Consider the following 13827-nt stretch of genomic DNA (forward strand, 5'->3'; position numbering starts at 1 on the left):
GAAGTGTACGGGACCCGGCGGTATGCCGGGTGACGCCGTTGTCCACAGCGGCCCGGTCGTCCACAGGACCGGGCACGGGCCGGCTCACGCGCGCGACGCTGTGGCCCATGACGACGTTGCTGCTCAGCCTGCTCCTGGCCCTGGCCCAGTCGGCCGTCCCGGGGGTCCGCCCGCTGCCCGCGCCGCTGTCGGTGGCCCGCTGGTGGGACCCGCCGCCGACCCCGTACGCGGCCGGTCACCGCGGCGTGGACCTGTCGGCCCCGGTGGGCGCGGAGATCCGGGCGGTCGCGGACGGCCGGGTCCACCACGCGGGCCCCGTCGCCGGCCGCGGGGTCCTCTCGCTGGCCCTGCCGAACGGCCTGCGCACGACGTACGAGCCGGTCCGGCCCCTGGTCACGGAGGGCGAGCAGGTCAGGGCGGGCCAGGTGGTGGCGGTCCTGACGGAGGGCTCGCACTGCCCGGCGCCGTGTCTGCACTGGGGCCTGCTGGCGGGCGAGACCTACCTCAACCCCCTGACCCTCCTCCCCCGCCCGACACCCCGCCTCCTACCGGTCCCACCGGTCGAACACCCGGCGGAATCCGGCCCCGCCGGCGTGTGAGGCACGGGGTCCGGGGCGGAGGCACGGGGTCCGGGGCGGAGGCACGGGATCCGGGGCGGAGGCACGGGATCCGGGGCGGAGCCCCGGGGACCTCGGCCGGAGCTCAGCCCCGTACGCCCCGCAGGGCCATGGCGACGGCGGCCTCCGTCACGACGGCGGGATCCTCCGCCGCGCCGAGCTCGATCCGCCGCACGGCCGCATCCACGACCCCCTGCAACAGCATCGCGGCCAGCCTCGGCTCCGCCTGCCCCAGGCCGCTCAGCGCCTCGACGATCATCGCCACCAGCCCACCGTGGGCCGCCCGGATCTTCTCCCGCGCGCCCGCGTCCAGCTCGCTGGCCGAGATGGCCACCACCGCGCGGTGGCGCCGGTCCCCCACCAGCCCCAACTGGCTGCGCACGTACGCCTCGATCTTCGCCTCCGGCGACTGCGCCTGCTCCATCGCCGCCTCGATCTCGGCGGCCCACACGGGGAAGTCCACGGCGCACAGCTCTTCGACCACGGCGGCGCGGGAGCGGAAGTACTCGTACACGGAGGACCGGGCCAGCCCGGTCCGCTCCGCGAGGGCGGGGAAGGTCAGCGCCTCCGTCCCGCCTTCGGACAGCAGGGAACGCGCAGCGTCCAAGAGGGCGCCGCGCTGCATCGACCGGTGCTCGGCCACGGAGGCCGCTCGAATCCTGGGCACGCATCCACTCTACGGAGGTACCGCAAGCTCACCTCCCCACATCGGCCAACTTCGCGCGCAGTTGCAGCACGGACTTGGTGTGGATCTGGCTGACCCGGCTCTCGGTGACGCCCAGGACGTTGCCGATCTCGGCGAGCGTGAGCCCCTCGTAGTAGTAGAGGGTCACCACGGTCTTCTCCCGCTCGGGAAGTGTGTTGATGGCCCGTGCCAGCAGGCGGCGCAGTTCGCGGTCCTCGGCCACCGCCACCGGGTTGTCGGCTGCGGTGTCCTCCAGCGTGTCCATCAGCGAGAGGCGGTCGCCGCCCTCCCCGCCGACGTGCAGCAATTCCTCCAGGGCGACCACGTTGGCCAGCGACAGCTGGCTGAAGACGGTGTGGAGGTCCTCCACCCCGATCCCCATCTCCCCGGCGACCTCGCTCTCCGTCGGGGTGCGCCGCAGCTGGGCCTCCAGCGTGGCGTAGGCCCGTTCCACGGCGCGCGCCTTCTGCCGGACCGAGCGGGGGATCCAGTCCAGTGCCCGCAACTCGTCGATCATCGCGCCGCGGATCCGGGTGATCGCGTACGTCTCGAACTTGATCGACCGGTCGATGTCGAACTTCTCGATGGCGTCGATCAGCCCGAAGACCCCGGAGGAGACGAAGTCGGCCTGCTCCACGTTGGGCGGCAGGCCCACGCTGACGCGGCCGGCGACGTACTTGACCAGGGGCGAGTAGTGGAGGATCAGCTGCTCCCGCAGCCGCTCGTCACCCGATTCCTTGTACGAGCGCCACAGCACCTCCAGGGACGAGGGCGCGGTGGACCGCACGCCGCCGCGGGCAGCGGGGGGCACCGCAGCGCGGTCGGACCCTGAGGTGTGCTGGGGCATGCTTCGCCTTTGCCGGAGCCGGATTCCTTGGGAGCGTAGCGTGACGAGAGTGTCGCGGTGCGCGAAGAGTACGGGATGGCGCGGGGGCCGAGGGGCGCCCCGACTCGCGCGGACGACCCGGGACCGGCGCCTGGCGCTCGGTCCCGGTGACCGCCACCGGGAAGACCGCGTCTCTCATCGCTTTCACTCTTTCACCGGAACACCCCAGGTCAACGACCGCCTCGCCGGTCACCTCCGGTTTGTGTGCCTCCTCCAGCCGTTTGTCTGCTCAACTGCCAGCCGTCGCCCTGCCGTTCGACGAACCCCAGAGAGTGAAGTTCGTACAGTCTGCCGATGACTTCATCGGCGCCGGTGCCGGAGGCACGTGCCAACTCGCCCACGTCCGCCGGGCGGCCGGCCGGCAGCGCTTCCAGCACGCGGGCGGTGTCCCGGTCCAGCAGGTCCCGGGCGAACACCGGGCCGCGCCGCTCGGGAGCCAGCTCGCCCATGGCCCCGACCAGCTCGACCACCTCGGCCGCGTCGGTGACGAGCACGGCCTCGCCGCGCAGCAGCTCGTGCACCCCGGCGGAGAGTGCGCTGGTGGCGGGCCCGGGGACGCCCATGGTGAACCGCCCGAGGCGCTGCGCCCGCCGGGCCGTGACCAGGGAACCGCTGCGGTGCGCGGCCTCGACGACGACCGTGCCCCGGGTGAGGGCGGCGATGACCCGGTTGCGCAGGACGAACCGGCTGGGGGTCGGGTGGCTGCCCGGTGGCAACTCCCCCAGGATCAGCCCCTGCCCGGCGATCCGGCCGAGCAGCCCGGCGTGTCCGCGCGGGTAGGCGACGTCCACCCCGCAGGCGAGCACCGCGGCGGTCGCTCCGCTGGAGGCGAGGGCGCCTCGGTGCGCGGCTCCGTCGATCCCGAAGGCGGCGCCGGAGACCACGACCCAGCCCCGTTCGGCGAGCCCGGCGGCCAGGGTCTGCGCCATGTACGCACCGTACGGGGTGCAGGCCCGGGCCCCGACCACGGAAACCGAACGCAGTGCCCAGGTACGGAGGTTCGGGCGGCCCCGGAGCCACAGCCCGACGGGGCGTTCGTCGCCGAGGTCGTCGAGCTGGGTCGGCCACTCGGCCGATCCCGGGAACACGAACCGGGCCCCCGCCCCGGCGGCCAGCTGGAGGTCCCGCTCGGGGTCGGCCAGCGCCGCCCGTCTGCGGTATCCGGCGAGCCGCTCCGGTCCCACGCCCGACGGCGTGCCCGGCTCCGCCCCGGGGTCGGTCAGCAGCCGTATCAGACCCACCGCGCCGAACTCCCTCAGCCACCGTCCGCCGTGCGCGTCGCCGGGCTCCAGCACCCGGGTGAGCGCGGCCCGCGCCAGCAGCTCCCCGTCCCCGGTTCCGGTCATGTCCCGGCCCCCGGCAGCGACATCGCCCCGCGGGCGATCCCGGTCCGCAGCTCCAGTGCCACGGCCACGTCCAGCGCCTCGGGCCGGTCCCGCCCGCGCAGGTCCGCCACGGTCCAGGCGACCCGCAGCACCCGGTCCAGCCCGCGCGCGGTGAGCAGCCCCCGTTCCAGATCGCGCTCGGCGGGGGCCAGCGCTCCCGGTCCCGCCTGCCACCGCGTGCGCAGTTCCTGCCCGGGCACTTCGGAGTTGAGCCGCCAGGGCGTGTCGGCGAGCCTGGCCGCGGCGCGCTCCCGGGCCTCCCGCACCCGGTCGGCGACCACGGCGGTGGATTCCCCGCGGCCGCCCTGCCCCAGCAGGTCGCCGCGGGTCACGGGCTCGACCTCCACCCTCAGGTCCACCCGGTCGAGCAACGGCCCGGACAGGCGCGCCTGGTAACGCCGGATCACCGAGGGCGGGCACTCGCACCCGGCTCCGTGCAGGGTGTGCCGCCCGCACGGGCACGGGTTCGCGGCGAGCACCATCAGGAACCTGGCGGGCAGCCTTACCACTCCGGCGGCGCGGGCGATGACCACGTGCCCCGATTCGAGGGGCTGGCGCAGCGCGTCCAGGGCCCGGCTGTGGAACTCGGCGGCCTCGTCGAGGAAGAGCACGCCCCGGTGCGCCAGCGAGACAGCCCCTGGCCTCGGGATCCCGGTCCCGCCGCCCACCAGGGACTGCATGGTCGCCGAATGGTGCGGCGCGCAGTACGGCGGCCTGGCGACCAGTGGTTCGCCGGGCGGCAGGATTCCCGCGACCGAGTGGACGGCCGTGACCTCCACGGAGTCCTGACGGGTGAGCGGCGGCAGCAGCCAGGGCAGCCGTTCGGCCAGCATGGTCTTGCCCGCTCCGGGCGGTCCGCTGAGGAAGAGGTGGTGTCCACCGGCGGCCGCGACCTCCAGGGCGCGGCGCGCCGTGTGCTGCCCGGCCACGTCGGCGAGGTCGGGGAAGCCGCCGCCGTCCTCACACCCGGGACGGGCGCGGGCCAGCCCCGTGCCCAGTCCCGCCCCCGGGACGAGCAGCCCGGCGAGCATCGGGTCGGGCCGGCCCGGCGGGTCGCCGGGCTCCTCCTCGGGGAGCTCGCCGCCGGTGAGCACCGCGATCAGCTGGCGCAGGCTGCGTACGCCGAGCACCGAGACGTCCGGGACGAGCGCGGCCTCGGCCGCGCACTGCTGCGGGACCACCACCTGCCGGTAGCCGGCCTCCGCGGCGGCGAGGACGGCGGGCAGGATCCCCCGGACCGGGCGCACCCGGCCGTCCAGCCCCAGCTCCCCGATCAGGACGAGGTCGGCGATCGCGCCCGGGTCCACCACCTCGGCGGCCCCGAGCACCGCCGCGGCGACGGCCAGGTCGAAACCCGCACCGGACTTCGGTACCGAGGCCGGGCTCAGCCCGACCGTGAGCTTCTTCTGCGGCCAGGCCGCGCCCGAGTTGACCACCGCCGCCCGGACCCGGTCCCGGCTCTCGACCAGGGTCTTGTCCGGCAGCCCCACCAGGGTGAAGGCGGCCACCCCCGGCTCCAGGTCGGCCTGGACCTCGACCACCACGCCGTCGACGCCGATCAGGGCCACCGAGCAGGCGCGCGCGAAGCCCATCAGGCCACCCCCCTGACGTGTTCCACCAGGGGAGCTCCGCGCCGGGGCAGCAGTACCCCGACGAGGTCGATGCGCACCCCGCCCGGGGGTGGTCCGCCGTGGTCGGCGAGCCAGCGCCCGGCGAGCCCGCGCAGCCGCTCGGCCTTGGCGGGCCGCACGGCGGCCATCGGATGCTCGAAGACACTCGCCCGGCGGGTCTTGACCTCGCACACGACGAGGGCGTCCCCGTCCCGGGCGACGATGTCGATCTCCCCGCCGCGGCACCGCCAGTTCCGCGCGATCACGGTCATCCCGGCTTCGGTCAGCCGCCGCGCCGCGAGGTCCTCGCCGTACCGCCCCAATGCCTGCTGTGCCACGCCCTTCGCGTTCATCCGGCACCACCTCCGGCACCGAATGTCCCGCGCCCCCGCCCACCTTGTGGATCTTGGTGGACAACCCGGCCGTTGTGGACAACGGCCTCACCCCGTGGGGTGAGGCCGCTCAGCTGCCGGGCAGTTCGAGATCGCTCTTGTTGAGCTCCTCGATGTTCACGTCCTTGAAGGTCAGCACCCGCACCTGCTTCACGAAGCGGGCCGGGCGGTACATGTCCCACACCCACGCGTCGGCCATCGAGACCTCGAAGAACACCTCCCCCTGAACGGAATGCACCTGCATCTCGTAGTCGTTCGTGAGGTAGAAACGGCGTTCCGTCTCGATCACATACTTGAACAGCCCGACGACGTCGCGGTACTCCCGATAGAGCTTCAGCTCCATCTCGGTCTCGTACTTTTCGAGGTCCTCGGCACTCATGGCATGTTCCCCTTCAGCCGTGCGTCCCCCTATTGTGCGCCAGGCCCATGTGCCCCTAAACGATTTCCGGGGCCAGGACCACCGGCTCACCCGGAGGACCGTCGTCGAGCAGCGTACGGAGCAGCTCGGCGAGTCTGGTCGGGTACACCGTCTCATGTGCTGCGAGAAGTTCCTCGGAGGTCCACCACCGCGCTCCGGTGACGCTGCGCCGCTCCAGCTCGGTGAGGCCGCCCATCTCGGTGGCCGTCTGGGTGGTACGGGCCAGGAAGTACCACTCGTCCTGCTCCCAGCGCCGTCCGTCGAAGGGGAAGGAGCAGTAGCGGTGCCACAGCACCGGGCCCAGCTCCACGTCCGTGATCCCGGTCTCCTCCGCCAGCTCGCGCAGTGCCGCCTGCTCCCGGCTCTCCGTCCCCTCCAGCCCGCCGCCGGGGGTGAACCACCAGTCGTCCGAGGGGTCGGCCGGCTCGAAGCCGTGCAGCAGCAGGATCCGGTCGGCCGGGTCCAGCAGGATCACCCGCGACACCTTGCGGCCGCCGCGCTCCCCGGGCGGGTCAGTGGGCACCGGCGGGCTCCTTCCGCCGCCCGCGCCCCAGGACCCGTGCGACGGGCCCGTACGCGGCTCCCAGCACCACCAGGGCGGCCCCGGCCAGTACCGCCACGACCTGCAGGCGCAGCGGCCCGGGCCGCGAGATGCCGCCGGGCAGGGCCGCGTACGTAGCCGGCCGCTCCACCATCGTCATGGAGGGCCAGGCCAGGGCATCGACGCGGGCGCTGACGGCCGACCGGGGCACGGTGCCCTGCCCGGCCTCCTGCAGGTGAGCCCGGGAGTCCAGGGAGGCGGCCCGCCGGTCGCCCAGCAGGAAGAGGTTGCCCTCGGGGACCGTCACCTCGAAGGGGGTCCCGGTGGGCGCGGTCTGTCCGGGCGGCATGGCCAGGCCCGTATCGGGCCGGGTGGTGTCCGCGTACGGCTCGTCCAGAGCGGTGCCGTTCACCGTCAGCTCGCCGCCCGCGCCGCAGCACTTCACGGTGTCGCCGCCGATGCCGACGACCCGCTTGACCATGGGCGAATCGCTCCACAGGGAATCGCTGAAGATGACGACGTCGCCGCGGCGCACCTCGGCGCCGTCGATGCGCTGCGCCAGCAGCCGGTCCCCGGGCCGCACCGTGGGCATCATCGAGTCGGTGGGCACCGTGTAGGGCCGGTAGACGACCGCCCCCCACACGAAGCCGCCCAGGAAGAGCGCAAAGCCGATGGCCACGGCGATGCCCGACAACACGTTGCCGAGACCGCCGCGGCCATCGCTGCCACTGCGTATTGCTTGTGTTCCGCCCATTCCAGCGCCCCCACACACTTCGGGATCGTCGACCTGGGCGGCACCCTACCCGTCGGTACGGCCGCCGGTCAGCTTCCGCCGGCTCCACATGACGAGCGGGACGGCTCCGACGAGCCCCAGCGCGGCCGGGCCGAGCCCGACCGGCGCCAGCCCGGCGGCCCCGAGGCCGAGCGCGGTCGCCGCGGCCTGGTTGCCGATGCCCGGCTGGTCGAAGGTCTCCGGGACGGGCAGGGTGGACCAGCGGGTCAGCGGCCACGCGACCACGACGGCCCGGCCGACGACCTTGTCGACCGGCACGAAGCCCCCGGTGGAATCCTGCATGTGGTAGCGGGAGTCCTGGGAGTTCTGCCGGTGGTCGCCCATGACCCAGATCTTGCCCTTGGGCACGGTGATCGGGCCGAACGGGGCGTCGTCGCACGGGGTGTTGCCGGGGTAGATGTACGGCTCGTCCAGCTCCTTGCCGTTGACGACGACCGGTCCCCCCTTCTTGCACTCGACCGTGTCCCCGCCGATCGCGATGGTCCGCTTGATCAGGTCCTTCTCGGCGGCGTCCGGCATCAGGCCGATCTTGCTGAGCACCTGCTGGAAGATGTTCGGCTCGGGGGTGGGCTCCCCGGACAGCCAGTTCGCGGGGTCGTGGAAGACGACGACCTCGCCGCGCTCCGGCTCGGAGCCGAACCACGGGGTCAGCTTGTCCACCAGCACCCGGTCCCCCCGCTGCAGGGTGTTCTGCATCGAGTCGGACGGGATCGAGAACGCCTGGACCAGGAAGGTCTTGATCAGCAGGGCCAGCAGCAGCGCGATGCCGATGAGGAGCGGAAGCTCCTTCCAGAAGGAACGGTGCGAGTGCTCCTTGGCAGCGCCGTCCTCCTCGGCCCCGGCCTCGCGCGGGCCGGCGTCGTCAGGACGCTCCTCGCCCTCGTCGCGTCCGGACCGTGCGCCTACCGCCACGTCCCCCACATCCACTCCTCACTCGCGATTGCCGCCCGCGCCGAAGCCGGCACGGGCCCTCCCCTCCCTTAACGAGCGGGAGTTCCCTAAGGCGCGGGAGACCGAGGACACACTATGCGAACGGCGCGCCCCGACGGCGCCGACGACGGCCGCGTCCTTCGCGCCGTGCCTGATCGGGCACCATCCGGAAGGTCGCCGGCTGTTCCAGCTTCGTCCAGTGCCCGAACGGCCAGGCGATCACGACGGCCTCTCCCACGACCCCGCTCTCGGCGATGGTGCCCTGAAACCCCTCGTCGAGGTGGAATCGGGAGTCGGCCGAGTTGGCGCGGTGATCGCCCATGACGAAGAGCCGGCCCTCCGGCACCTGCACGTCGAAGGGGATGTCCGAGGGAGCGTTGCCCGGGTTCACGTACGGCTCATCGAGCGGCGAGCCGTTGACGGTGACCCGGCCCCTGCTGTCGCAGCACTTGACGCTGTCCCCGCCGACGCCGATGACCCGCTTGATCAGATCCTGCTCGTCGGCCGAAGGAAGCAGGCCGATGAAGGTCAGCGCCTGCTTCACCTGCTTGACCACCACGGGGTCCTTGGCCGGGCGGGCCGCCTCGCCCCGCAGCCAGCCGCCCGGGTCCTTGAACACGACGATGTCACCGCGCTCGATCGTGGAGCCGAACCACGGGGTCAGCTTGTCCACGAGGACGCGGTCGCCGATCCGTATGGTCTGCTCCATCGAGCCCGACGGAATGAAAAAGGCCTGCACCAGGAAGGTCTTGAGGAGCAGCGCTATGCACAGGGCCACGACGACCAGCAGCGGCAGTTCGCCGGCCCGGCGCGTGCGGCGGCGCCGCCGCACCTTGCGGGCCGTCCGGCGCCGTTCGGCCCGGCCGCCCTCCACCCGGCCGCCCGCCACCAGCCGGGCCGGGGCGGGCTCGGGCTCCGGCTCGGGCTCGAAGTCCCAGTCCCGTCCGCCCTTCGACCGCCCGCGGCTACCCATGACCACCGCCTACGGAGTCCCAGCGCGAGAGCGGCCAACCGATCCAGTCGGCCCGCCCGATCACCTTCTCCACCGGCACCATCCCCCCGCCCGGCTCCCCCAGGTGGTCCCGCGAGTCGCGGGACTGGGAACGATGATCACCCATGACCCACAGGGTCCCAAGCGGTACGACGATCCGGAAGGGCACCACCGAGGGGGCGTCACCGGGGTACAGGTACGGCTCGTCCAGCGGCACGCCGTTCACCGCCACCCGCCCGCCCGCGTCGCAGCACACCACGTCGTCACCGCCGACGCCCACGACCCGCTTCACGAAGTCGGTGTCGGACGGCTCCGCCAGCCCGAGCGCCGAGGCCGCTCCGTGCAGCAGGGCGCCGACCGGATTTCCCGCGGGGCGTTCCCGCACGAAGGAGCCCGTGCCGTCAAAAACCACCAGGTCCCCGCGACGGGGCTGCTCGCCGAATCGGTACGCCAGCTTGTTGACCAGCACCCGGTCCCCGACCCGGAGCGTCGGCTCCATCGAGCGGCTCGGGATCAGGAAGGGCTGGACGACGAAGTTGCTGAGCAGCAGCAGGAACACGGTGCAGACCACACCGAGCACTCCGGCTCGGCGCCACGTCAGGGGTCGCCCGCCGGCGGTCCGCCCGCTCCGGGAGAACGCAAAACGCGGCCGCTCGTCCCCCTCGACGGGGGAAGAGTGGCCGCGCTGCGTGTGAGGTGCTTCGGTGTCCATCGAGGGCGAGCCTATCCGGCCGCCCCCGGACTCCGGAGTCGACCTCAGCGGTCGCGCTTCTCCTTGATCTTCGCGGCCTTGCCGCGGAGCTCACGGAGGTAGTACAGCTTGGCACGGCGAACGTCACCGCGGGTGACGAGCTCGATCTTCTCGAAGATCGGGGAGTGGACCGGGAAGGTACGCTCCACGCCGACGCTGAAGGAGACCTTGCGCACGGTGAAGGTCTCGGAGACACCGGCGCCCTGGCGGCGGATGACTACGCCCTTGAACTGCTGGATACGGGAGCGGTTGCCCTCGATCACGCGGACGTGCACGTTGATCGTGTCACCCGGGCGGAAGGCCGGGACGTCCGAGCGGAGCGCGGCGGCGTTGACGCCATCGAGCAGGTGAGACATGTTCTTCGTCTGCTTTCTTCGCATGACGCCACAGGTCGCCAGTGCGGGTTTCCGGAGAGAATTCGGGAGTCGTGGAACCCGGCGGACGACGGTCCCCCTGTGGCAGGGGCGTCCGCGAGCACACAACAGCCGCCTATTCTTCCACGGCTGGGGGCCTGCGCCAAAATCGGCCGTCGGCCGACGGCTTCCAGCCCAGGGCGGAGAGGATCTCCCGGTCCTTCTTGTCGAAGGCGGAGGCCTCGCAGCGCTCGATCAGGTCCGGGCGGTTCTGCGCGGTCCGGCGGAAGGCCTCGTCCCGGCGCCACCGGGCGATCTTCCCGTGGTGGCCGCTGAGCAGCACCTCGGGGATGTCCCGGCCGCGCCACACGGGGGGCTTGGTGTAGACGGGCCCCTCCAGCAGGTTCGCCATCTCGCCCGGCGCGAAGGAGTCGTCCCGGTGTGATTCGGCGTTGCCGAGCACCCCGGGCAGCAGTCGGGCGACGGCCTCGGTGACCACCAGTACGGCGGCCTCGCCGCCCGCCAGCACGTAGTCGCCGATGGAGACCTCGTACACCGGCATGCGCGTGGCGTACTCGTCCATGACCCGGCGGTCGATGCCCTCGTACCGGGCCGGCGTGAAGATCAGCCAGGGCCGCTCGGAGAGCTCGACGGCCAGCTCCTGGGTGAAGGGCCGGCCGCTGGGGGTGGGGACGACGACGACCGGCCCGTGCGCCCCTGCCTCGTAGCCGTCGGCCAGCGCGGAGTCCAGAGCCTCGCCCCAGGGCTCGGTCTTCATGACCATGCCGGGACCACCGCCGTACGGGGTGTCGTCCACCGTGTTGTGCCGGTCGTACGTCCAGTCCCGCAGGTCGTGGACGTGTACGTCGAGCTGCCCGCGGGCCCGGGCCTTGCCGACGAGGGAGACGTTCAGCGGCTCCAGGTACTCGGGGAAGATCGTGACGACGTCGAGTCGCATCAGGCCTTGTCCCCGGAGTCCGCGGCGTCGGTGGAGTCGGTGGAGTCGGCCGCTTCCTCGTCACGGGTGGAGACGACGATCGCCTCGCGCTCGTCGATCAGCCCGGGCGGCGGGGTGATGACACAGCGCTGCTCCTCCAGGTCGATCTCGGCGACGATCTCCTCCACGAAGGGGATCATCACCTCGGAGCCGTCCGGCCGCTCGACGATGAAGAGGTCCTGCGAGGGCAGGTGGGAGATCTCGGTGATCCGGCCGATCTCGGTGCCGTCCGCCAGCACCACGTCCAGGTCCATCAGCTGGTGGTCGTAGTACTCGTCGTCCTCCTCCGGCAGCTCGGAGGGGTCCACCTCGGCGATCAGGAGGGTGTTGCGCAGCGACTCGGCGCCGGTGCGGTCCTTGACGCCCGCGAAGCGGAGCAGGAGCCGCCCGCTGTGCACGCGGCCGGTCTCGATCGTCAGCGGTCCCACCGTCGCGGGCTCCGTCCTGAGCACGGCGCCGGGGCTGAGCCGCAGCTCCGGCTCGTCCGTGCGCACCTCGACGGTGACCTCACCCTTGATGCCGTGGGCGCGGCCGATCCGCGCGACTACCAACTCCACTGTGCTCTTCCCTTACTGCGGCGTGGTTGCTCAGATCAATGGTCGCTCCTGCCCGGGGGCAGAAACGACTCGGGCCGGGGCGGGCGACCTACGCCCTCCCCGGCCCGTGCCGGTGATTCAACTGCTCAGCGGACCTGGTCCACGTCGACGAGGTCGACGCGGATCCCCCGGCCGCCGATGGCGCCCACGACGGTACGCAGAGCACGTGCGGTGCGGCCGTTGCGACCGATCACCTTGCCTAGGTCGTCGGGGTGAACCCGGACCTCGAGCACCTGCCCGCGACGCAGGTTGCGCGAGGCGACCTGCACTTCGTCGGGGTTGTCCACAATGCCCTTTACGAGGTGCTCAAGAGCCTCCTCGAGCATGCTCAGGCCTCGGTCGACTCGGCGGCGGCCTCAGCCTCGTCCGCCTTCTTGTCGGCCTTCTTCGCCTTCTGCGTGATGGCCTCGCCCTTGCCCTCGCCGATGCCCTCGAGGGCCTTGGCGAACTCGTCGAAGGAGCGACGCTTGCTCTCCTTCGTCTCCGGCTGCAGGAGCGGCGCGGGGGCGGGGAGACCCTTGTGGGCCTGCCAGTCACCGGTCAGCTTCAGGATGGCGAGCACAGCCTCGGTGGGCTGGGCGCCGACGGACAGCCAGTACTGCGCACGCTCGGCGTTGACCTCGATGCGCGACGGGTTGTAGGTCGGGTGGTAGATACCGATCTCTTCGATCGCGCGACCGTCCCGGCGGGTGCGGGCGTCGGCGACGACGATGCGGTAGTGCGGCTGGCGAATCTTGCCGAGGCGCTTGAGCTTGATCTTGACTGCCACTGGAGTGGTGTCTCCTGAACTTGACGTGGTTGGGCACATGAGATGCCACGTGGGGTTGCGGTACTCGGGTGCCCGATGGACGCGTCAGCCGGAGGAGAGAGGGGTCCTATGCGACTGTCGAGTACAGCTAGCCATTGTGCCATACGCCTGCGGCGGGCTCAGCCGGGCGGGCACGACCGGGCGCACGGCACACCCCACCGGTGTGCGGCGGTGCGGGCCGCCCGGGTGCGGGCCACCCGCGCCCGGGCCGTCGGCTGCCGCCCCGGTGGGAGCGGTGGCCCGGCGGCCCGTTCGCCGTGGGGCGGTGGCCCCGGTGGCGACGGCTACGGCGACGGCGGTCAGGAGGCCGCCGCGATGGCCACGTCGGGGATGCGGAAGGGCTTCATGCAGCCACCGCACACGATCGGCGCCTGGGCCAGCACGGAGGGGACCACCCGTACGTTGCGCCCGCAGTCGCAGACCGCCTTGACCCGCACACCGCCGCCCGAGGAGCCGTGCCGCGCCGCCGGCCCTCGGAAGCTGCGCTTGGTGTCGGCCGCGGTGGCGGCCGTGTGCGCCTTCAGTGCGCGCTGAAGGCGTTCGATGGTGGCCCGGTAGCGCCGCTTCGCCTCCGGATTGAGCGTGACCAGGGAGAAGCCGCTGCTCGCGTGCGGCTCTTCGGAGTGGTCCAGCCCCATTTCCTCGGCGATCGCGAGGAATCTGCGGTTGTGGTAGCGGCCGGCGCGCGAGGTGTCACGGACACCGCGGGCGGCGGCGATGCCGTGGACTGCCTCGTGCAGCAGTCGCTCGAAGGAGAGTTCGGCGCCGCAGGCGGACGAGGACTCTCCGATCAGGGACTCGGGCGCGGCAAGGTCAGGCAGCTCGGGGTGGTACCGCTGAATATCGGCCCACGCCTGCGCCAGCTCTGCGGCGAGAACAGGTGGTGTCGTGCTCACGTCGTGACAACGAGCCGAGGTGCCCGGGTGTTCCGATTCCGGGCCATTCCAAATTTTTTGCACGTACCAGTCAGTTCACACTCATGCGTCCTGACGAGGACGGGTGCGCCGATCCCAGGAGGAGTCGGTACGTAACGTCGACCAAAGTGAACCGGCCCCGGCGTGCGGCACGTGCCGC

General features: G+C 72.2%; 18 protein-coding genes. 1 reads left to right on the forward strand and 17 read right to left on the reverse strand.

The genetic code is table 11. From position 1 onward, the window contains the following. Nucleotides 1-107 precede the first annotated feature (107 nt). Entirely contained in the window at nucleotides 108-599 is a 492-nt protein-coding gene (locus OG373_RS12390; RefSeq protein ID WP_405438167.1) for a M23 family metallopeptidase, read from the forward strand. A 103-nt stretch (nucleotides 600-702) separates the two neighbouring features. Here the strand turns inward: OG373_RS12390 and OG373_RS12395 are convergent, their stop codons facing one another. From OG373_RS12395 to OG373_RS12475, 17 genes are all read right to left on the reverse strand, one after another. Then, nucleotides 703-1260: a TetR/AcrR family transcriptional regulator gene (locus OG373_RS12395; protein ID WP_405444031.1), complete on the reverse strand. Its 558-nt coding sequence runs from the start codon at nucleotides 1258-1260 to the stop codon at nucleotides 703-705. Between the two features lie 52 nt (nucleotides 1261-1312). Further along, nucleotides 1313-2149 carry an RNA polymerase sigma factor WhiG gene (gene whiG / locus OG373_RS12400; RefSeq protein ID WP_030386395.1) on the reverse strand — a complete coding sequence of 279 codons (837 nt, stop codon included), beginning with the start codon at nucleotides 2147-2149 and terminating at the stop codon, nucleotides 1313-1315. A 209-nt stretch (nucleotides 2150-2358) separates the two neighbouring features. Further along, nucleotides 2359-3534 (reverse strand): DNA-processing protein DprA, encoded by a 1176-nt coding sequence (gene dprA, locus OG373_RS12405; protein ID WP_405438170.1) that lies wholly within the window; start codon nucleotides 3532-3534, stop codon nucleotides 2359-2361. After that, a complete protein-coding gene (locus tag OG373_RS12410) occupies nucleotides 3531-5165 on the reverse strand; it encodes a YifB family Mg chelatase-like AAA ATPase (protein WP_405438172.1) in 1635 nt (544 codons plus the stop codon). The genes dprA and OG373_RS12410 overlap by 4 nt, the downstream gene beginning before the upstream one ends. Next, on the reverse strand, nucleotides 5165-5536 hold the full coding sequence (locus tag OG373_RS12415) for a YraN family protein (protein ID WP_397737174.1): 372 nt from the start codon (nucleotides 5534-5536) through the stop codon (nucleotides 5165-5167). Before OG373_RS12415 ends, OG373_RS12410 begins: the two co-directional genes overlap by 1 nt. A gap of 109 nt (nucleotides 5537-5645) precedes the next feature. Next, nucleotides 5646-5954: a DUF2469 domain-containing protein gene (locus OG373_RS12420; RefSeq protein ID WP_005311352.1), complete on the reverse strand. Its 309-nt coding sequence runs from the start codon at nucleotides 5952-5954 to the stop codon at nucleotides 5646-5648. A gap of 55 nt (nucleotides 5955-6009) precedes the next feature. Beyond that, entirely contained in the window at nucleotides 6010-6516 is a 507-nt protein-coding gene (locus tag OG373_RS12425) for an NUDIX hydrolase (RefSeq protein ID WP_405438175.1), read from the reverse strand. Further along, complete coding sequence (lepB, locus tag OG373_RS12430; protein ID WP_405438177.1) at nucleotides 6506-7288, reverse strand: signal peptidase I; 783 nt, start codon at nucleotides 7286-7288, stop codon at nucleotides 6506-6508. Before lepB (OG373_RS12430) ends, OG373_RS12425 begins: the two co-directional genes overlap by 11 nt. Before the next feature lie 45 nt (nucleotides 7289-7333). Further along, complete coding sequence (lepB, locus tag OG373_RS12435; protein ID WP_397737180.1) at nucleotides 7334-8239, reverse strand: signal peptidase I; 906 nt, start codon at nucleotides 8237-8239, stop codon at nucleotides 7334-7336. A gap of 112 nt (nucleotides 8240-8351) precedes the next feature. After that, nucleotides 8352-9230: a signal peptidase I gene (gene lepB, locus OG373_RS12440; RefSeq protein WP_405438179.1), complete on the reverse strand. Its 879-nt coding sequence runs from the start codon at nucleotides 9228-9230 to the stop codon at nucleotides 8352-8354. After that, nucleotides 9223-9960, reverse strand: coding sequence for a signal peptidase I (gene lepB / locus OG373_RS12445; RefSeq protein ID WP_405438181.1), 738 nt, complete (start codon nucleotides 9958-9960; stop codon nucleotides 9223-9225). The genes lepB (OG373_RS12440) and lepB (OG373_RS12445) overlap by 8 nt, the downstream gene beginning before the upstream one ends. 44 nt (nucleotides 9961-10004) lie before the next feature. After that, nucleotides 10005-10355, reverse strand: coding sequence for a 50S ribosomal protein L19 (rplS, locus tag OG373_RS12450; RefSeq protein WP_030386403.1), 351 nt, complete (start codon nucleotides 10353-10355; stop codon nucleotides 10005-10007). A gap of 133 nt (nucleotides 10356-10488) precedes the next feature. Beyond that, nucleotides 10489-11310: a tRNA (guanosine(37)-N1)-methyltransferase TrmD gene (gene trmD / locus OG373_RS12455; RefSeq protein ID WP_405438184.1), complete on the reverse strand. Its 822-nt coding sequence runs from the start codon at nucleotides 11308-11310 to the stop codon at nucleotides 10489-10491. Continuing rightward, entirely contained in the window at nucleotides 11310-11906 is a 597-nt protein-coding gene (gene rimM, locus OG373_RS12460) for a ribosome maturation factor RimM (protein ID WP_405438186.1), read from the reverse strand. The genes trmD and rimM overlap by 1 nt, the downstream gene beginning before the upstream one ends. A gap of 125 nt (nucleotides 11907-12031) precedes the next feature. Further along, on the reverse strand, nucleotides 12032-12271 hold the full coding sequence (locus tag OG373_RS12465) for an RNA-binding protein (RefSeq protein WP_030011889.1): 240 nt from the start codon (nucleotides 12269-12271) through the stop codon (nucleotides 12032-12034). Between the two features lie 2 nt (nucleotides 12272-12273). Continuing rightward, complete coding sequence (gene rpsP / locus OG373_RS12470; protein ID WP_030386406.1) at nucleotides 12274-12714, reverse strand: 30S ribosomal protein S16; 441 nt, start codon at nucleotides 12712-12714, stop codon at nucleotides 12274-12276. Nucleotides 12715-13052: 338 nt separating this feature from the next. After that, nucleotides 13053-13649 carry a hypothetical protein gene (locus OG373_RS12475; RefSeq protein ID WP_030386407.1) on the reverse strand — a complete coding sequence of 199 codons (597 nt, stop codon included), beginning with the start codon at nucleotides 13647-13649 and terminating at the stop codon, nucleotides 13053-13055. Between the last annotated feature and the right edge of the window lie 178 nt (nucleotides 13650-13827).

The sequence above is a fragment of the Streptomyces avidinii genome (assembly GCF_045161815.1).
GTDB lineage: Bacteria > Actinomycetota > Actinomycetes > Streptomycetales > Streptomycetaceae > Streptomyces > Streptomyces avidinii.